The sequence below is a fragment of the Amycolatopsis vastitatis genome, from assembly GCF_002234595.1.
GTDB lineage: Bacteria > Actinomycetota > Actinomycetes > Mycobacteriales > Pseudonocardiaceae > Amycolatopsis > Amycolatopsis vastitatis.
Genome location: NZ_NMUL01000006.1, coordinates 65,974 through 83,609 on the forward strand (window position 1 = coordinate 65,974; position 17,636 = coordinate 83,609).

The 17,636-nt window shown below is 72.2% G+C and carries 18 protein-coding genes and 1 riboswitch; of the genes, 9 read left to right on the top strand and 9 right to left on the bottom strand.

The window, feature by feature from the left end; translation table 11 throughout:
- Positions 1-46 precede the first annotated feature (46 nt).
- The 4 genes from ahcY to CF165_RS06425 form a co-directional block, all read right to left on the bottom strand.
- The gene (ahcY, locus tag CF165_RS06410) at positions 47-1,507 is read right to left on the bottom strand and encodes an adenosylhomocysteinase (RefSeq protein ID WP_093946484.1); all 1,461 of its coding nucleotides are present in this window, start codon (positions 1,505-1,507) and stop codon (positions 47-49) included.
- Between the two features lie 82 nt (positions 1,508-1,589).
- A riboswitch (S-adenosyl-L-homocysteine riboswitch) is annotated at positions 1,590-1,666 on the bottom strand.
- A gap of 31 nt (positions 1,667-1,697) precedes the next feature.
- The gene (locus tag CF165_RS06415; RefSeq protein WP_093946629.1) at positions 1,698-2,180 is read right to left on the bottom strand and encodes a GNAT family N-acetyltransferase; all 483 of its coding nucleotides are present in this window, start codon (positions 2,178-2,180) and stop codon (positions 1,698-1,700) included.
- Positions 2,177-2,851, bottom strand: a complete 675-nt coding sequence (locus tag CF165_RS06420; RefSeq protein ID WP_093946485.1) for a hypothetical protein — start codon at positions 2,849-2,851, stop codon at positions 2,177-2,179. The genes CF165_RS06415 and CF165_RS06420 overlap by 4 nt, the downstream gene beginning before the upstream one ends.
- A 57-nt stretch (positions 2,852-2,908) precedes the next feature.
- Positions 2,909-3,793, bottom strand: a complete 885-nt coding sequence (locus tag CF165_RS06425; RefSeq protein WP_093946486.1) for an AurF N-oxygenase family protein — start codon at positions 3,791-3,793, stop codon at positions 2,909-2,911.
- 86 nt (positions 3,794-3,879) lie between these two features.
- Here CF165_RS06425 and CF165_RS06430 point away from each other — a divergent pair, with 86 nt between their 5' ends.
- Complete coding sequence (locus tag CF165_RS06430) at positions 3,880-4,542, top strand: TetR/AcrR family transcriptional regulator (RefSeq protein WP_093946487.1); 663 nt, start codon at positions 3,880-3,882, stop codon at positions 4,540-4,542.
- 32 nt (positions 4,543-4,574) lie between these two features.
- Here CF165_RS06430 and CF165_RS06435 read toward each other — a convergent pair whose 3' ends face one another.
- Together CF165_RS06435 and CF165_RS06440 are read right to left on the bottom strand one after the other, a co-directional pair.
- A complete protein-coding gene (locus CF165_RS06435) occupies positions 4,575-5,603 on the bottom strand; it encodes a DNA polymerase IV (RefSeq protein WP_093946488.1) in 1,029 nt (342 codons plus the stop codon).
- Between the two features lie 16 nt (positions 5,604-5,619).
- Positions 5,620-5,883 carry a DUF3040 domain-containing protein gene (locus CF165_RS06440; protein WP_093946489.1) on the bottom strand — a complete coding sequence of 88 codons (264 nt, stop codon included), beginning with the start codon at positions 5,881-5,883 and terminating at the stop codon, positions 5,620-5,622.
- Positions 5,884-6,140: 257 nt separating this feature from the next.
- Here CF165_RS06440 and CF165_RS06445 point away from each other — a divergent pair, with 257 nt between their 5' ends.
- Positions 6,141-7,202 (top strand): cobalamin-independent methionine synthase II family protein, encoded by a 1,062-nt coding sequence (locus CF165_RS06445; RefSeq protein ID WP_093946490.1) that lies wholly within the window; start codon positions 6,141-6,143, stop codon positions 7,200-7,202.
- Between the two features lie 16 nt (positions 7,203-7,218).
- On the opposite strand, the gene CF165_RS06450 is transcribed toward CF165_RS06445, so the two are convergent.
- Positions 7,219-7,851: a LysE family translocator gene (locus CF165_RS06450; RefSeq protein WP_093946491.1), complete on the bottom strand. Its 633-nt coding sequence runs from the start codon at positions 7,849-7,851 to the stop codon at positions 7,219-7,221.
- Between the two features lie 236 nt (positions 7,852-8,087).
- Between CF165_RS06450 and CF165_RS06455 the strand changes: the two genes are divergently transcribed.
- Entirely contained in the window at positions 8,088-8,699 is a 612-nt protein-coding gene (locus CF165_RS06455) for a GTP cyclohydrolase II (RefSeq protein WP_093946492.1), read from the top strand.
- A gap of 16 nt (positions 8,700-8,715) precedes the next feature.
- Here the strand turns inward: CF165_RS06455 and CF165_RS06460 are convergent, their stop codons facing one another.
- On the bottom strand, positions 8,716-9,246 hold the full coding sequence (locus CF165_RS06460) for a MarR family winged helix-turn-helix transcriptional regulator (RefSeq protein WP_093946493.1): 531 nt from the start codon (positions 9,244-9,246) through the stop codon (positions 8,716-8,718).
- 101 nt (positions 9,247-9,347) lie between these two features.
- Here CF165_RS06460 and CF165_RS06465 point away from each other — a divergent pair, with 101 nt between their 5' ends.
- Positions 9,348-10,310, top strand: a complete 963-nt coding sequence (locus tag CF165_RS06465; protein ID WP_093946494.1) for an MBL fold metallo-hydrolase — start codon at positions 9,348-9,350, stop codon at positions 10,308-10,310.
- Entirely contained in the window at positions 10,307-11,806 is a 1,500-nt protein-coding gene (locus tag CF165_RS06470) for an FAD-dependent monooxygenase (RefSeq protein WP_093946495.1), read from the top strand. Before CF165_RS06465 ends, CF165_RS06470 begins: the two co-directional genes overlap by 4 nt.
- Before the next feature lie 18 nt (positions 11,807-11,824).
- On the opposite strand, the gene CF165_RS06475 is transcribed toward CF165_RS06470, so the two are convergent.
- Positions 11,825-12,838, bottom strand: a complete 1,014-nt coding sequence (locus tag CF165_RS06475) for a LacI family DNA-binding transcriptional regulator (protein ID WP_093946496.1) — start codon at positions 12,836-12,838, stop codon at positions 11,825-11,827.
- 380 nt (positions 12,839-13,218) lie between these two features.
- On the opposite strand from CF165_RS06475, the gene CF165_RS06480 reads away from it, so the two are divergent.
- From CF165_RS06480 to CF165_RS06495, 4 genes are read left to right on the top strand one after another with little or no spacing between them, the layout of a single operon-like run.
- Complete coding sequence (locus CF165_RS06480; RefSeq protein WP_093946497.1) at positions 13,219-13,974, top strand: sulfite exporter TauE/SafE family protein; 756 nt, start codon at positions 13,219-13,221, stop codon at positions 13,972-13,974.
- 30 nt (positions 13,975-14,004) lie between these two features.
- Positions 14,005-16,269: a xanthine dehydrogenase family protein molybdopterin-binding subunit gene (locus CF165_RS06485; protein WP_093946498.1), complete on the top strand. Its 2,265-nt coding sequence runs from the start codon at positions 14,005-14,007 to the stop codon at positions 16,267-16,269.
- Positions 16,266-16,736 carry a (2Fe-2S)-binding protein gene (locus tag CF165_RS06490; RefSeq protein WP_093946499.1) on the top strand — a complete coding sequence of 157 codons (471 nt, stop codon included), beginning with the start codon at positions 16,266-16,268 and terminating at the stop codon, positions 16,734-16,736. Before CF165_RS06485 ends, CF165_RS06490 begins: the two co-directional genes overlap by 4 nt.
- Entirely contained in the window at positions 16,733-17,542 is an 810-nt protein-coding gene (locus tag CF165_RS06495) for an FAD binding domain-containing protein (RefSeq protein ID WP_093946500.1), read from the top strand. The genes CF165_RS06490 and CF165_RS06495 overlap by 4 nt, the downstream gene beginning before the upstream one ends.
- Positions 17,543-17,636 lie beyond the last annotated feature (94 nt).

A 17,636-nucleotide genomic window follows, 5' to 3' on the forward strand; every position in this document is an offset into this window, starting at 1 on the left:
ATAAACCAAACTACGGCGAATGGAGCAATCTTGGATCAGAGCCTTCTCAGTACCGATAGTGATCGAGCTTGTACGGACCTTCGACGTCGACCCCGATGTAGTCCGCCTGAGCCTTCGTCAGCTTGGTGAGTTTCACACCGAGGGCGTCGAGGTGCAGCCGGGCCACCTTCTCGTCGAGGTGCTTGGGCAGCCGGTGGACGTCGGTGGCGTACTCGCCGGGCTTGGCGAACAGCTCGATCTGCGCGATCGCCTGGTTGGTGAAGGAGTTCGACATCACGAACGACGGGTGCCCGGTCGCGTTGCCCAGGTTCATCAGCCGTCCCTCGGAGAGCACGATGATCGCGTGGCCGTCGGGGAACGTCCACTCGTGCACCTGCGGCTTGATCTCCGTCTTCACGACACCCGTCAGCTTCGCCAGGCCGGCCATGTCGATCTCGTTGTCGAAGTGCCCGACGTTGGCGACGATCGCGTTGTGCTTCATGCGGCTCATCTGGCCGGCGGAGATGATGCCGAAGTTGCCGGTGGTGGTGATGAAGATGTCCGCGGTGGCCACCACGTCGTCGAGCTCGACGACGTCGAGCCCGTCCATCGCCGCCTGCAGCGCGCAGATCGGGTCGATCTCGGTGACCGCGACCCGGGCGCCCTGCCCGCGCAGCGCCTCGACCGCGCCCTTGCCGACGTCGCCGTAGCCGCAGACGACCACGCGCTTGCCGCCGATCATCACGTCGGTGGCCCGGTTAAGTCCGTCCACAAGGGAGTGCCGGATGCCGTACTTGTTGTCGAACTTGGACTTCGTCACGGAGTCGTTGACGTTCATCGCGGGGAAGAGCAGCTCGCCGTCCTTGGCCAGCTTGTAGAGCCGCTTGACGCCGTTGGTCGTCTCCTCGGTGACGCCGCGGATCTCCTTGGCCATCCGGGTGAAGCGATCGCCGTCGGCGGCCAGGCTCGCGCGCAGCGTCTCGAGGACGATCCGGTACTCCTCCGGGTCCTCTTCGGACGGTTGCGGCACCGCGCCCGCCGCTTCGAACTCGACTCCCTTGTGGACGAGCAGGGTGGCGTCACCGCCGTCGTCGAGGATCATGTTCGGCGCTTGGCCGCCGGGGAAGGCGAAGAGCCGGTCGGTGCACCACCAGTACTCTTCGAGCGTCTCGCCCTTCCACGCGAACACCGAGGTGCCCGCCGGGGCGTCGACGGTGCCTTGCGCGCCGACGACGACCGCGGCGGCGGCCTCGTCCTGGGTGGAGAAGATGTTGCAGGACACCCAGCGCACCTGCGCGCCGAGCGCCACCAGGGTCTCGATGAGCACGGCGGTCTGGACGGTCATGTGCAGCGACCCGGCGATGCGGGCGCCCTTCAGCGGCTGCGCCGCGGCGTACTCGCGGCGGATGGCCATCAGGCCGGGCATCTCGTGCTCGGCCAGCCGCAGCTGCGTGCGGCCGGCGTCGGCCAGCGCGAGGTCGGCGACGGCGAAGTCGAGGCCGCCCCTGGTCTGCAGTTTGTCACTCATTTTTCGGTGCACTCCGGAAATCGTCGGCGGAACGCTCGGGAGGCGGCGGAAGTCCTTGCGGACAACGAAAAAGGCACCTCCCTCGCGGGAGGCGCCCTTGGAGTCGTCGTACCGGGCCGAGCGTGGCGGAAGAATTCCGTCGCAGCGCCTCTCGGCCCGCGACCAGGATGGCAAAGCCGCGCCGACGCTGTCAAGCGAGCGGGCAAGCCATGAGAATGTCGTCGACGTCGTGGCCGTCGATGCGGAATTCGGCCCGCAGCACGCCTTCGACGACGAACCCGCAGCGCTCGTAGACCCGCTGGGCCCCGGTGTTGTGCCCGAGCACGCGCAGTGTCACCTTGCGGGCGCCGCGCCGCCGGGCCTCGGCCAAGGCGGCTTCGACGAGCTGTCGTGCGATGCCCAGCCGCCGCCGGTCCGGGTCCACGGCGAGCCCGCCGATCACCAGGACGTGCCGATGGGCGGGGATGGTGAACCCTTCGGCGAGCCGGACGTAGCCCGCGACCACGCTTTCGTGCTCCGCGACCAGGAAGTCTTCGGGTCGCGCGCCCTCGTCGAAGAAGGGCGTGCCGGGTGGGGGCGGGGCCGCGGGAGACATGACGGAGGTCCAGGTGCGCTCGTCGAGCTTCGCGAGCACAGCTTCGTCGTCGGCGCGAGCCGCCCGGATGGTGATCACGAGCCGACCTCGCGCCACGCCTGCTCGACGATCCCGGCCAGCTCCTGGGGGTCGTGGTTGCCCTCGGTGCCCATGCTCCGCACCGTGACGGTCAGTCCGGGCCCGGTGCGCTGGCACTGCATCACGAACGAGAGGTCCGGGTCCGGGGTGGAGCCGGGCGCAGCCGGGTTGTTGTGCAGCAGGCACTGCACGGCACCGACGCGCACCAGTTCGGTGCCCGGCTTGGCCTCGCCGAGGGCCTGGACGTCTTCGTAGGGCGCGAACAGCTCCGGCGACGGCGCGCGCACGGCGATCAGCTGCAAGGACCGCGCCAGCCGCTCGTCCTGGTAGTCCTGGACCACCGCGCCGGCGCCGTCGTAGGCCGCCGACACGCGCGCGGCCGTCTCCTGGTCGGTCTTGGTGATGCGGTCGATCTGGGCCTTGCCCCGGGCGGCGGCGACCTTCGTGATCGCATCCTGGGCCTTGGCGAGCCCGCCCAGGTTGGCCGGCGCGGCCGGGGCCTGCCCGCTCGGGCCGCCGAGCAGGCTCAGCACCAGCCACGGCACGCCGACCAGGAACGCGCCGACGAGGACGCCGATCAGGCCGGTGGCGACGGGCCGGGTCAGCCGGGGGCGCGGCGCGGGCGCGGTCGGCTGCGGCGGTGCGGGTTCGAGCGGGAATCCCTCGGTCACCCAGGGAATCCTGGCGTAGCCGCGTGCCTCGCGGGAAGGGAATTTTGCCGTGCCGGGTCAGATCAGGTGCGCGCGCCGCCAAATGCCCTCGGACCGGCCGCCGATCAGCCCCGCGTCGCGCAGGAACGGCACGATCTTCCCCGCCATCCAGCGGCGCGTCTCGTGGAAGTGCGGGTTCGCGAGCGCCGCGGCCCGGCCCTCGCGGGGATCGATCCCGACACTGCGGTAGATCCGCGGGTCGACCATGCTGTCGATGACGCCGTAGGCGACGAGCGCGGTCCGTAACCGGTGCCGCTGGAGCGCCGCCTTCGACAGCTTCGGCGTCTCCCGCAGCACTCCCTCCTTGGCGAACCGGACGTGCCGCGCCTCCTCGACGACATGGATGCGGTTGACCGAGCGGATCAGCGGCTGGATGCCGTCGTCGTCCATCATCGACCGCTGCAAGCGGTCGGTGGTCTCCTCGGCGACGAGCACGCTCGCGAACATCGACGGCCCGGCGGCGGTCGCGCCGAACACCTTCGCGGCGCGGTGGACGACCTTCGGGACGCCGTAGCGCGGGACGCCGAGGCGCTCGGCGGTGCGGGCGAACATCACCGAGTGCCGGGTCTCGTCGCCGATCTCGGTGAGCGCGTACTGCGCGTGCTCGGTGCGCGCGTCGAGGTCGAAGACGTACCGGGCGAGCAGGTGCATCAGGACGATCTCGAACCACAGGCCGACGCTCATGATGCTGGCGATCTCGTGCTTGGACAGCTCGATCCGCTGTTCGGGCGTCAGCTTCGCCCACAGGCCGGTGCCGTACAGCGACACGCGCTCCAGCGGCATGTACGCCTTGTCCTCGGCGAGCGGCGCGTCCCAGTCGACGTCGACGTACGGGTCGTAGGAGTTCTTCGCGGAGCTCTTGAGAAGGCGGGCCGCGGTGACGTCCCGGTTCTCGACGCTCATGGCCGCCTCCGAAAGTAGGGGGTACGCGATGTACTACTTACTTCGGGAGCGTACACCGCTTGCCGCGTCCTGAGTAGGCTTCCGCCGTGACCAAGGTCGACGGACGGGCGGCGCGCTGGGCCGGCCAGCAGGAGCGCCGGCGCGCGGAGTTCGTCGACGCGGCGCTCGAGGCGATCGCCGAGCACGGCCCGGACGTCTCGACCGAGCAGATCGCCGAGCGCGCCGGCGTGGCCCGCACCCGCCTGTACCGGCACTTCGACGGCGCGGCCGACCTCCAGCGGGCGATCGCCCGGCGCGCGGCCGAACTGGTGACCGCGGAGCTGGCGCCGCTGTGGCACCCCGAGGGATCCCCGAACGAGATGATCGCGGCGGCGATCTCGACGCACCTGCGCTGGCTGACCGAGCACGCCCAGCTGCACCGGTACCTGGTCCGGACGCTACCGGCCACTCCGGAGGGTGCCGCGGACGTCCGCGGCACCATCGCGCGGCACCTCAGCGGGCTGTTCACCGGCTACCTGACCGCGTTCGGCCTCGACCCGGCGCCGGCGGACACGATCGCCTTCGGGCTGGTCGGCTACGTCGAATCGGCGACGACCCGCTGGCTCGACCACCCCGGCGCGCTCACCCTGGACCAGCTGACGGCCCAGCTGACGGGCACGATCTGGGCGATGCTGGACCACACGCTGCGGGCGGGCGGGGTGGAACTGGACCCCGACCGGCCGTTGCCCCTCCCGGACGCCCTGTCGTGAGTGAGTAACAGTGTTCTAACCCTCCGGAACAATCACGACGGCTCGCGCGGGAACTCCGCCCGCACGCCCAGGAGCCGCACCGCGCGGGTCAGCTCGAACATGCCGAGCACCTCCTGGGCCGCGCGGCCGATCTCGGCGGCATCGGACGTCGGTTCGGGCAGCGTGACGCTGTGCGTGTGGGTCAGGAACGGCACGAACCGCACCTTGACCGCCACCCGCGCCGCCGGCCGGTCCTCGGCGAGGACGTCCTGGGCGACGCGTTTCGCCAGCGCCGAGACCTCCGCCGCCATCTCGGCCGGGTCCGTCAGGTCGCGCTGGAACGTCGTTTCGCGGCTGCGGGACCGGGCCACGTACGGGGTCGCGCTGACGTCGGCGTCACTGATGCCGCCGCCGAGCAGCCGCAGCCAGGGGCCGGTCTTCGGGCCGAACCGCGCGGCGAGCGCCGCCGGGTCCGCGCCCGCCAGGTCGAGGACGGTGTGGATGCCCGCTTCGGCGAGCTTCTTCGCCGTCTTGCCGCCGATGCCCCACAGTGCGTCGGTCGGGCGCGTGGCCATCACGTCCCACCAGTTCTCCCGCGTCAGCCGGAAGATCCCGCCCGGCTTCCCGAACCCGGTGGCGAGCTTGGCCCGCAGCTTGTTGTCGCCGATCCCGACCGCGCAGGACAAGCCCGTCTCGCGCGCCACCGCCTCCTTGATCGACACCGCCAGCGCCTCGGGGTCCGACGTCTCCGCCCCGACGAACGCCTCGTCCCAGCCCAGCACCTCGACCACGACCGGCAGCTCCCGCACCGCCGCCATCACCCGCGCCGACACCTCGAGGTAGGCGTCCGGGTCACTGGGCAGGAAGACGGCGTCCGGGCAGCGTTTGGCGGCGATCCGCAGCGGCATGCCGGACTGGACGCCGAACTCGCGGGCCTCGTACGACGCCGTCGCGACGACCGCGCGTTCGGTGGGGTCGCCGTTGCCGCCGACCACGACGGGCCGCCCGCGCAGCTCCGGGTGGCGGGCGATCTCCACCGCGGCGATGAACTGGTCGAGGTCGACGTGCAGGACCCACTTCACGCCGCCCAGTCTCGCCTCAGATCCGGTGCCGCGCCACGTGGGTCCAGACCGTGCCGGTGAGGGCGATGATCCCGCAGAGCGTGACGCCGGGATCGGGCAGCACCAGCCCGAGGACCAGCAGCGTCACGGCGATGACGTCGAAGAAGATCAGGACGGCGCTCCGGAACGCGCGCGACTTCGGGCGCCTGCCGTCGCGCAGCGCGGCAGCCAGATCGGGGTCACTGAGCTCCAGGCTGCGCTCGATCTTCTCGAGCTCGGTGCGATCGTGGTGACTGAGCATCGGGGGGTACTCCTTCGGCGCCGAACCCGCCGTATCGCCAGAGCGAATACCCAATCGTCCTCCGAACGAACCGCCGAACGCCTTCTCATTTCGTGCTTTTTGCTGCTCCGACCGGGTGATCCGCGCTGGGTGACCGCCTTCCGCCACGTTAAGTTGCCTCTCGAACGTGTCTGGTGACGACCCGGACGGCTTGGGGACGCTCGGTATGGCCGGCTCCGCCCTGCCCGCCGGGACTCTTCGAGCAGCCGGAGGACCCGATGACCCTGCCCACCGAACCGATCGGCAGCATCCCGCGGCCGGACTACCTGCTCGACGGCCTCGGCGACTTCGCCGCCGGGCGGATCGACGCCGAGGCGCTCGCCGGGCTGGAGAGCCGGGCCGTCGCCGACACGCTGCGCCGGTTCGAGGAGACGGGCTCGCCGGTGCTGACCGACGGCGAGCAGGGCAAGCCGAGCTTCGCGACGTACCCGCTGGCCGGTCTGGACGCGCTGGCCCCGGACGGCGCCGTCATCCCGTTCGCCGACGGGCACACCCGGCAGCTGCCGCGGCTCACCGCGGGCCCGTTCCGCTACGCGACCCACGCGGATTCGTACCTGACGCGAGCGAAAGCGCTCACGGACAAGCCGGTCAAGCAGGCGGTGATCGCCGCCTCCGCCCTCTCGCTGATCTACCCCGCCGACGGCATCGACGGATACCCCCGGGAGCGGTTCGTCGCCGACCTGGTGACCGAGGCGGCGGCGGACATCCGGCGCAGCCTCGAAGCGGGCGCGGACAGCGTGCAGATCGATTTCACCGAAGGGCGTCTCTCGCTGAAGCTCGACCCGTCCGGCGGCCTGCTGCGGCAGTTCGTCGAGCTCAACAACGCCGTGCTGGACCGGTTCACGGCCGAGGAGCGCGCGAAGATCGGCGTCCACACGTGCCCGGGTGGCGACCAGGACTCCGTGCACAGCCTCGACGTCGACTACGCGGGCCTGCTGCCGGCTCTGTTCGACCTGCGGGCCGGGCGCTTCTACGTCCAGCTGGCCAGCGAAGGCGACTCGGAGCGGACACTCGGGCTGATCGCGGACCACCTCAAGGCGGACCAGCGGGTGTTCGTCGGCGTCACCGACCCGATCGACCCGCGGGTGGAGACCTCGGAAGAAGTCCGCGACCGCGTCCTGGCCGCGGCCCGGTTCGTGCCAGCCGACCGGCTCGGCACCTGCGACGACTGCGGGTTCTCGCCGTTCGCCGACGACACGTCGACCTCGCGCGACCTCGCGTTCGCGAAGATCAAGGCCCGGGTCGAAGGCACGCGGCTGGCGTCCGAAAAGCTGAGCTGAGGCTTCCGGCGGGTTCTCACGCCGTCTCGGCGGCGACCTTCAGGCCGAGGGCGACGAGCACGCTGCCCAGCACGGCGTCGAGGCCCCGCCGGACGCGGCCGTCGCCGAAGAACCGGCGCAGGGCGCCGACCACGAGGGCGAGGGTGCCGAACCACAGCACCGTGCCGGCGGTGGCGATCGCGGTGAGCTCGAGCGTCTGCAGGGCGGCACCGTCCGCGGGCAGGAACTGGGGGAGCAGCGCCAGGTAGTACACGGCGACCTTGGGGTTGAGCAGGTTGGTGAACAGGCCCTGGCGGAAGGCCGCCCCGGCGGCGAGCGGCGGCTTGTGCTCGCCGGCGCCGAGGTCGCGGTACCCGCCGCGGCGGACGGCCAGCCAGGCCTTGATGCCGAGGAACACGAGGTAGGCGGCGCCGGCCAGCTTGACGACGGTGAAGGCGATCGCGGACGCGGTGAGCACGGCGGCGACGCCGAGCGCGATCGCGGCGACCCAGATGAACACGCCGAGCGCGATCCCGGCGCCCGCGGCGATCCCGGCCCGCCTGCCGCCGGTGAGCGAAGAGCGTGTGACGACGACGAAGTCCGGCCCCGGCGATATCGCCCCCAGCACGACGACCAGCAGGAACGAGGCGGCGGTGGAACCGGGGATCATGCCTCGAGGGTACGAGCCGCCCGCCGGCGGCCTTCGGCGTGCTCACGGGGTCGACACGCGTGATTGCCGGGTCGACACGGCGTGGGAGGTTTCCGGCGGCCGTGTCGTCCCGCGGATCACGCGTGTCGGCCTCCTGATCACGCGTGCCGACCGGTCCGGCACACCTCGCCGGTGTCAATGTTCGAATTTGAACCTCGTGTAGGGTCGATCTTGTGGGTGACTCGCGGGGTGACGACATGACGGCCGGGGTGCGGACGCGGGTGCGCATTCCCCTGCGGCTCGGCGGTGGCGTCGCGGTCGACGCCGAGGCCGTCACGTTCCGCGGCCTGGCCGACGGCGGCGAGCACCTGGCCTTCGTCCTGGGGACACCCGGCGAGGTGCCGCTGGTGCGGCCGCACTCGGAGTGCCTCACCGGCGACGTCTTCGGTTCGGCGCGCTGCGACTGCGGCCCGCAGCTGGCCGAGGCCGTCGCCCGGATTTCCGAGACCGGCGGGTACCTGCTGTACCTGCGCCAGGAAGGCCGCGGAATCGGGCTGTACAACAAGCTCGACGCGTACGCGCTCCAGGACGGCGGCCTCGACACGTACGCGGCGAACGCCGCGCTCGGCCTGCCCGAGGACGCCCGCGACTACACCGTCGCCGCCCAGATGCTGGGCGCGCTCGGCGTCGGCCGGATCGACCTGCTGTCGAATAACCCTGACAAGGCGGCGCAGCTTCGGGCGGCCGGGATCGCGGTGCGCGACCGGGTGCCGACCGGGGTGTTCGCGACCGAGAACAACGTCCGGTACCTCCGGGCGAAGGCCGAGCAGACCGGCCACACGCTCACCCTGCCCGGCCTGGCCAGCTGACAGCCGGGGCAGCCGGTCAGGCGAGGCGCTGAGCGGCCGCCGCGGCCGGGCCCGTCGTGAGCTTTTCGAGGAGTCCGATGAGGACAGTCTGTTCGGAAGGTGTCAGCGACGCCGCCCAAGCCTGCTCGCGCGCGTTGTGCTCCTGGTAGGCGTCGGTGACCGAGGTGCGGCCCGCTTCCGTCAGCGCCAGCCGGACCGCGCGGCGGTCGTGGGGGACCTGGGTGCGCGTCACGAGGCCGTCCCGCTCCAATGTCTTCACCAGCGCCGAAACCGCCGCGCGGCTCATCCCGGCGAGCTTGGCCGCGTGGCGGGACTCGAGCGGGCCGGCCAGCCACAGCACGAACAGCACCCGGAACCCGCCCCAGCTCCAGCCGCGTGGCCGGTGGACCGTCGATTCCCAGTCGTAGACCAATGCGCCGGCCAGCCGGTGCAGCGTCAGCCCGAGGCGCATCGCGACCGGGTCGGTCGCGGGCAGCTCGGCCTGCGCCTTCCCGATCGCGTAGTCGACGAACGAAAGGTAGTCGAGGTCGGCCGGTCGGTCGGTCATGCGGCCCAGGTTAGGGGACGGAGGGTTTCCCGCGGCGGTCCGGCGAGCTAGCCTGGCCCGGCAGGGATAGTCAATCCTTTGACGATCAAGGAGCGCTCGCCGTGACGAAGAAAGCCTTCGCCTCTTCGGCCGACCTGGCGGAGAAAGCGCAAACCCTCGAAAACCTGGCGGACGGCGTCTGGGCGCTGACCGCGGAAGGCGACCCGAACATCGGCGCGATCGAGGGCGAGGACTTCCTCGTCTGCTTCGAAGCGCTGGCCACGCCCGTCGCCGCCCGCGAGTGGCTCGCGAAACTGCGGGAGCACACCGCCAAACCCGTGCGCTACCTCGTGCTGAGCCACTACCACGCGGTGCGCGTGCTCGGCGCGTCCGCCTTCGACGCCGAGGTCATCGTCGCGCACGAGAATACCCGCGCCCTGATCGCCGAGCGCGGCAAGGAGGACTGGGAGAGCGAGTTCGGCCGGATGCCGCGGCTCGCGAAGGGCGCGGCGTCGGTGCCGGGGCTGACCTGGCCGACGCTGACCTTCTCCGACCGGCTCACCATCGACCTCGGCGGCGACCGCGGCGACCTCGTCCTCCAGTACTGCGGGCGCGGCCACACCGAAGGCGACCTGGTGGCCTGGCTGCCGCGGCCGAAGATCCTCTACGCCGGCGACCTCGTGGAAGCCGAAGCCGCGCTGTACACCGGCGACGCGTTCCACCGCGAATGGACTTCGTCCACTTTGGACCGTGTGGCCGCCTTCGGTGCCGAGGTGCTGATCGGCGGCCGTGGCGGCGTGAGCCGCGGCGCGGCGGCCGTCGAGGCGGCGATCGCGCAGACCCGGCACTTCCTCGACACGATGATCCGCGAGGTCGGCGCGGTCCGCGACGCCGGCGGCACGCTCAAGGAAGCCTTCGAACGCACGCACGCCGCCCTGGAAGGCCGGTACGGGCACTGGCCGATCTTCGAGCACTGCCTGCCCTTCGACGTCTCCCGGCTATGGGACGAACTGTCCGGCGTCGAACGGCCGGTGGTGTGGACGGCCGAACGCGACCGCGAGGTCTGGGACCAGCTGCAGGGATGACGGTCGCGGTCCTCGGCAGCGGCCCGGTCGGCCAGACGGCCGCGCTGCTGCTCGCGCGCTGGGGCGTGCCGGTCGTGCTCGTCGACGAGCACGTGCGGCGCGACCCCGTGGGGTCCAAGGCCATCTGCCACCAGCGGGACACCCTGGACGTCTGGGCGGCACTGGGCGCGGGCTGTCTGGCCGAAGAAGGCCTCACCTGGACGACCGCGCGGACGTTCCACCGCGGCCGGGAGCTGTTCTCCTACCGGCTGCCGGACGCGGGGTCCGCGCTCCCGCCGTTCGTGAACCTGTCCCAGGCCCGCGTCGAAGAGGTGCTGGACGGCCTGATCGCGGACCAGCCGTTGATCGACGTCCGCCGCGGCCACCGCGTCACCGGCCTGACGCAGGCGGCCGGCGTCGAGATCCACTGCGCGACCGCCGACGGCCCGCGCCGGATCGAAGCCGACTACGCGGTCGCCTGCACCGGCGCGCACGGTGACGCGGTGCGGCGCGCCGTCGGGGAACGGCTGGACGGGGTCTCGTTCGCCGATCTGTTCCTCATCTGCGACATCCGGGCCGACCTCGCCGGGTGGGCGGCCGAACGGCGGTTCCACTTCGACCCGCCGTGGAACCCCGGCCGCCAGGTGCTGATCCACCCGTGTCCCGGTTCGCAGTTCCGGATCGACTGGCAGGTGCCGGACGGCTACGACCTGGCCGCGGAGGAGACCGGTGGCGCGCTCGGCCGCCGGATCCGGGCGATCATCGGCGACCGGCCGTACGAGGTCGTGTGGCGGTCGGTCTACCGCTTCCACACCCGGCTGGTCCGCCGCATGCGCGCCGGCCGCGTGCTGCTGGCCGGCGACTGCGCGCACCTGGTCGCGCCGTTCGGGGCGCGTGGCCTGAACGGCGGTGTCGCGGACGCGGAGAACGCGGCGTGGAAGCTCGCCCACGTGCTGCGCGGGCTCGCCGGCGACGGCCTGCTCGACAGCTACCACGCCGAACGGCACGCGGCCGCGGTGGAAAACGCCGAGGTGACGACGGCGACCATGGACTTCCTGGTGCCGCGGGACGAAACGGGGCGCCGGTACCGGGAGGAGGTCCTGACGCGCGCGGCGGCCGATCCGTCCGCGCACGCGCTCGTCGACTCGGGGCGGCTGGCCGAGCCGTTCTGGTACGCGGACTCGCCGTTGACGACACCGGATCCTCTGCGGCCGGCCACGGGACGGCCGCCGCGCGGGGCGCTGCCGCCCCCGGGACCGGGCGTGCTGCTGCCGGACGTGACCGTCCCCGGTGGACGGTTGCGCGACCTGGCCCGGCAGGGGTTCCTCCTGCTCACGACCCCCGGCGTGGGGTCCGCGGGGCTGCGGTCGGTGGAAATCCCGGTGGGCGGGGCGCTGGGAGCGCGTCCGGGGGAGGCCTGGCTGGTCCGCCCGGACGCGTACGTCGCCGCGGTGCTGTCCTCCCCGGCGGACATCGGACGCGCCCTGCGCCGCGCCTCGGGAAGCGCGAGCGACTGACCACAATGGACAGTTCGGCTAGCCCGCGGTGCGCGGCGCCCGGGTCGACTCGCGGACGACCAGCGACGTCGGGACGATCACCGGTGCCTCCGGCGGCGGTGCGCCGGCCAGCTGCGCGAGCAGCTGCCGGGCCGCCGTCTCGCCCATCTCGCGCAGCGGCTGGTGGATCGTGGTCAGCGGTGGCTGGGTGTGCGCGGCCAAGGGGATGTCGTCGAAGCCGACCACGGCGACGTCGTCGGGCACCGCGCGGCCGGCCTTCCGGAGCCCGGCGAGCACACCCGCCGCCGTGAGGTCGTTGTGCGCGAAGACGGCGTCGAACGCCGGGCCCGTCGCGAGCAGCTGGAGGATGGCCGCCTCGCCGCTTTCGCTCGTGAAGTCGCCTTCGATGATCAGCCGCGGATCGAGCGTCAGGCCGGCTTCGCGCACGACGTCGTGGAAGCCGTTGAGGCGGTCGCTCGTGCAGCCGAAGCCGTGGGGCCCGGTGACCGTGGCGAGCCGGGTGCGGCCGGTGTCCAGCAGGTGCCGGGCAGCGGCCGCGCCGCCCCGGCGGTTGTCCGTGCCCACCGACGGGAACGCCGGGCGGCGGCCGCGGTCGTCGATCATCACCACCGGCAGCCCCGAGTCGTACAGCACGCGCAGGTGCCGCACCGCATCCGGCGGTTCCACCAGCAGCAGGCCGTCGAACGCCTTCGCCGACACCCGCCGCGAGAAGCCGTCGAGCGAGTCGGCACCGCGGTTGGCCGTGGACAGCAGCAAGCCGTAGCCCTTCGCCTCGAGGACGTCGGCGACGCCCTGCAGCACCTCGCCCATCCACGGCCAGGTCACCCCGGGTACCAGCATCCCGACCGTGCGCGTCACCCCGCGGGCCAGCCCGACCGCGCCGGCACTGGGGATGTACCCGGTCGCGGCGATCACTTCGCGCACCCGGACCGCGGTCGCCGCGTCGACGTCGGCCTTGTTGTTGAGCACCCGCGACACGGTCGTCTTGCTCACCCGCGCGCGGCGGGCGACCTCGGCGATCGTGACGCGCATCCGTCCTCCCGAGCGAGGGGTGGCGAGCCTTGTGGTGCCAAGGTACTCGCCTCCGGGCCCGGTGCGAGCCGTCCGAGATCGATCAAGTCCTGCCGGACAACCGCGCTCCGGGCGGCCGCCGCCGGTGGACCGGGTCGCGGAAATCCGATGTGGACAGTGGCGGACGAGGTCGCCGCGGCCCTGTACCCGACGGCCGTAGCGGGCGATGAGAACGCCCAGCTCGGCCACCGTTTCGCCTCGCCTCGCCCCGGAGCAGCCTCGAGTTCTGACGTTGATCGAACGCATCGAGGATGTCCTTCCGTCTCCGCCGGCCTGTCACCTCCGACACGAACGGCGCGCGCCCGGATCGGCAGCCGAGGCGGCCGTGATGGGATGCCCCCGTGATCACCGACCCGCTCGTGCTGCTCCTGCTCGTGCTCGCCGGGGTCGGCGCCGGCCTGACCGGGGCGACCGCCGGGCTCGCTTCGCTGGTGTCCTACCCCGCGCTGCTCGCGGCCGGCCTGCCGCCATTGACCGCGAACGTCACCAACACCGTCGCCATGCTGGGCACCACCGCGGGCGCCGCGGCCGGGGCGCGGCCCGAGCTGGCCGGGCAGCGGGCCCGGCTCGTCCCGCTCTGCCTCGTCACGACCGTCGGCGGCGCGTGCGGCGGGGCCGTGCTGCTGCTGACCCCGGCCGGCGCGTTCACCGTCATCGTGCCGTGGCTGATCGGCGGGGCGTCGCTGGTGCTGATGGCCGGGCCCCGGCTCCGCCGGCTGGCCGAAGGTGCCGAACACCACGGCCTGAGCGCGGCGACCGGCGTGGCCGCGTTCTTCATCGGCGTCTACGGCGGCTACTTCGGCGCCGCCGCGGGCGTGCTCATGCTCGCGCTGCTGGTGTCGGTCTGGAGCCAGCCACTCGCCCGCACCAACGCGGCGAAGAACCTGGTCACCGGTTCGGCGAACCTCCTCGCCGCGATCGTCTTCTCGGTCACCGGCAAGGTCGTCTGGCCGGCCGCGCTCGCCGTCTGCCTCGGCTCCCTCGGCGGCGCGTGGCTGGGTTCGACGCTGGTGCGGCACCTGCCGGCCACGCCGTTGCGGATCGGCATCGGCATTGCGGGACTGGGCCTGGCGGTGGTCCTCGGCGTGCGGGCATGATCGGCGGGGTATCGGCGAGCAGGAGAGCAGATGAGCATTGTCGGGACCAGGGTGGTCCGCCAAGAGGATCGGAACCTGATCACCGCGGGCGGCACTTACGTGGACGACCTGCGGGTGGACGCGCTGAGCGGGGCCGCACACGCGGTGTTCGTGCGAAGTCCGATCGCGCACGCGCGGATCGGCGGCATCGACGTGACCGAAGCGAAGGCGGCGCCGGGGGTGCTCGGCGTCTTCACCGCCGCCGACCTGGGGCTCGACCCGCACGCGGCCGGACCGCTGAAGGAACCTTGGCTGGCCGACGGGGTGGTGCGCTACGTCGGCGAACCCGTCGCGCTAGTCGTCACCGAAGAGCGCTACCAGCTGGCCGACGCGGCCGAGCTGGTCGACGTCGACTACGACCCGCTGGAAGCGGTCGCGAGCATCGACGCGGCGCTGGCGGGCGAGACGCTGCTGTACCCGGAGACCGGCAGCAACATCGTCCAGGTCAACGGCGCGGAGCAGTTCGACGACGCGATCTTCGAAGGCTGCGACGTCGTGGTCACGCAGACCATCGCCAACCAGCGCGTCGCGCCCGCCCCGCTCGAGGTGCGCGGCGCATCCTGCGCCTGGGGCGAGGACGGCAGGCTGACGGTCTGGCTGTCGTCGCAGAACGCCCAGATCGCGCGGATGCAGCTGGCGGCGAGCCTCGGCGTCGGCGAGGAGTCGGTCCGGGTCATCACGCCGGACGTCGGCGGCGGGTTCGGCGCGAAGATCGGTGCGGACCCCGAGGTCACCGTGCTCGGCTGGGCCGCGAAACGGCTCGAGCGGCCGGTGCGCTGGGTCGAGTCGCGCAGCGAGAACCTGACGTCGATGACGCACGGCCGCGCGCAGCAGAACACCGTGACCATCGGCGGCAAGCGCGACGGCACGGTCCTCGCGTACCGCCTCGACGTCATCCAGGACGCCGGCGCGTACCCGCGGACGCTGTTCCTGCCGACGCTGACCGAGCTGATGGCCGTCGGCGTCTACCGGTTCCCGAAGGTGGAGACGCGCAGCCGCGCTGTCGTCACGAACACGACGCCGGTCTCGGCCTACCGCGGCGCGGGCCGCCCGGAGGCGACGGCCGCCGTCGAACGGGCGATGGACCTGTTCGCCACCGAGATCGGACGCGACCCGGCCGAGGTCCGCCGGGTCAACTTCATCCGGCCGGACGAGTTCCCGTACCAGACGCCGACCGGCGCGTCCTACGACACGGGCGAATACGCGGCGGCGCTGGACAAGGCCCTGGAGGCCGCCGGGTACACCGGACTGCGAGCCGAGCAACGGCGGCGGCGGGAGGCGGGCGACCCGGTCGAACTCGGTCTGGGCATCGCGACCTACGTCGAGATCACCGGCGGCGACGGCGGTGGCGAGAGCGGCCGCGTCGACATCCACCCGGACGGCTCGGTCGTCGCGTGGACCGGGAGCTCGCCGCACGGGCAGGGGCTCGGGACGTCACTGGCGATGCTGCTGGCCGACCGGCTCGGCGTGCCACTGGACAAGATCACCGTCCGGCACGGCGACACCGACGAGGTGCCCAAGGGCATCGGCACGTTCGGCTCCCGGTCGCTGCAGCTGGGCGGCTCGGCGATCCGGCAGGCGGCCGACCAGGTGATCGCCCAGGCCCGCGAGCTGGCGGCCGAACTGCTGGAAGCCGCGCCGGACGACCTCGAACTGGACGTCGAGCGCGGGGTCTGGCAGGTGCGCGGCGCGCCGTCGAGCACCGTGCTCAGCTGGGCGCAGGTGGCCGAACGCGCCGCCGAGGGCAAGCTCACCGCCGACGTCTGGTTCGGTGACGGCAAGCCGACGTTCCCGTTCGGCGCGCACCTCGCGGTCGTCGAGGTCGACACCGAAACCGGCAAGGTCGAGCTGCGCCGGATCGTCGCCGTCGACGACGCCGGCCCGATCGTCAACCCGCTCACCTTCCGCGGGCAGCGCCACGGCGGCCTCGCCCAAGGCGCGGCGCAGGCGCTCATGGAAGTCGTCACCTACGACGACGACGGCAACCCGACGACCGCGACACTGGCGGACTACTCGTTCGTCACCGCCGCCGAGCTGCCGGACTTCGAGCTCGTCGACATGACCACGCCGACCGACCGGAACCTGCTGGGTGTCAAGGGGATCGGCGAGGCGGCGACGATCGGCTCGACGCCGGCGGTGCACAACGCCGTGGTCGACGCGCTGGCCGCACGCGGCGTCAAGCACCTGGACATGCCCACGACCCCCATTCGGGTCTGGGCCGCACTGGAAGAAACCGGGAAGGGAAGCGCGCAGTGAAGGTCTCGATCGAGGTCAACGGGCGGGCGGTGGCCGAGGAGGTGCCGGACCGGACGCTCCTGGTGCACTTCCTGCGTGACACCGCCGGGCTCACCGGCACGAACATCGGCTGCGACACGACGTCCTGCGGGGCCTGTACCGTGCTGCTCGACGGCGAGTCGGTCAAGTCGTGCACGGTGCTGGCCGCGCAGGCCGACGGCCACGCCGTCACCACCGTCGAAGGACTGTCCTCTTCGGACGAAGAGTTGCATCCCCTGCAGCGTGCCTTCCGTGAGCAGCACGGTCTGCAGTGCGGGTTCTGCACGCCGGGCATGATCATGGCGTCGGTTTCGCTGCTGGCCGACAACCCGAAGCCTTCGCGTGACGAGGTGCGCGCGGGGCTCGAGGGCAACCTGTGCCGCTGCACGGGCTACCACAACATCGTGAACGCCGTGATCGACGCTTCGGGGCAGGAGGTGGACCGGTGATCCCGGCTTCGTTCGAGTACCTGCGCGTGTCCACAGTGGACGAGGCGGTGGCTCGGCTGGCGTCCTTGGGTGACGACGCGAAGGTGCTGGCCGGCGGGCATTCCCTGCTGCCGCTGATGAAGCTGCGGCTGGCCGCGCCGGAGTACCTGGTGGACATCGGACCGGTCGACGAGCTCCGGTACGTCCGCATGGACGGCGCCGAAGTCGCGATCGGCGCGTTGTCCCGCTACAGCGACCTCGCGCGGGACCCGGTGCTGCTGGAGCACGCGCCGCTGCTGGCGCACGTGTCGGCTTCGGTGGGCGACCGGCAGGTCCGCCACCGCGGCACGATCGGCGGGTCGCTGGTGCACGCGGACTCCGCGGCGGACCTGCCCGCGGCGGTGCTGGCCTCGGACGCCGTGCTGGTCGCGCGCGGTCCGTCGGGTTCGCGGCGTATCCCGGCGTCGGAGTTCTTCCTCGGCCCGTTCACGACACCGCTGGAGCCGACCGAGCTGCTGACGGAAATCCGCTTGCCGTCACAGGCCGGTCAGGGCTGGGGCTTCCAGAAATTCACCCGCCGCGCGATCGACTGGGCGATGGTCGGGGTGGCCGTCGCCGGAGGCCGGGTGGGGCTGGTGAACATGGGCGGAGTGCCGCTGCGGGCCACCGCCACGGAAGCGGCCTTGGCGTCCGGTGCGTCGATAGCGGACGCGGCGGCATCGGCGGCGGAGGGCACCAACCCGCCGGACGAGCCGCACGCCACCGCGGAGTACCGCCGCCACTTGGCGCGGGTCCTGACGCGCCGCGCGCTCACCCAGGCGGGCTGAGGGCTCCCGCGATCACCGGCGTCCTTCCTCGGGGCGCCGGTGATCGCGATGGCCGATTCCCGCCAGCGCCGGGGCCGATGCGGACGGCACGCTC

Excerpts from the sequence above, each read along its gene's own strand:
- CF165_RS06460 (WP_093946493.1), bottom strand. The coding sequence starts at position 9,246 with ATGACCGACCGACCGGCCGACCTCGACTACCTTTCGTTCGTCGACTAC.
- CF165_RS06475 (WP_093946496.1), bottom strand. The coding sequence starts at position 12,838 with ATGCGCGTCACGATCGCCGAGGTCGCCCGCCGCGCGCGGGTGAGCAAG.
- CF165_RS06445 (WP_093946490.1), top strand. The coding sequence starts at position 6,141 with ATGACCCTGCCCACCGAACCGATCGGCAGCATCCCGCGGCCGGACTAC.
- CF165_RS06425 (WP_093946486.1), bottom strand. The coding sequence starts at position 3,793 with ATGAGCGTCGAGAACCGGGACGTCACCGCGGCCCGCCTTCTCAAGAGC.
- CF165_RS06455 (WP_093946492.1), top strand. The coding sequence starts at position 8,088 with ATGACGGCCGGGGTGCGGACGCGGGTGCGCATTCCCCTGCGGCTCGGC.
- CF165_RS06485 (WP_093946498.1), top strand. The coding sequence starts at position 14,005 with ATGAGCATTGTCGGGACCAGGGTGGTCCGCCAAGAGGATCGGAACCTG.
- CF165_RS06470 (WP_093946495.1), top strand. The coding sequence starts at position 10,307 with ATGACGGTCGCGGTCCTCGGCAGCGGCCCGGTCGGCCAGACGGCCGCG.
- CF165_RS06440 (WP_093946489.1), bottom strand. The coding sequence starts at position 5,883 with ATGCTCAGTCACCACGATCGCACCGAGCTCGAGAAGATCGAGCGCAGC.
- ahcY (WP_093946484.1), bottom strand. The coding sequence starts at position 1,507 with ATGAGTGACAAACTGCAGACCAGGGGCGGCCTCGACTTCGCCGTCGCC.
- CF165_RS06450 (WP_093946491.1), bottom strand. The coding sequence starts at position 7,851 with ATGATCCCCGGTTCCACCGCCGCCTCGTTCCTGCTGGTCGTCGTGCTG.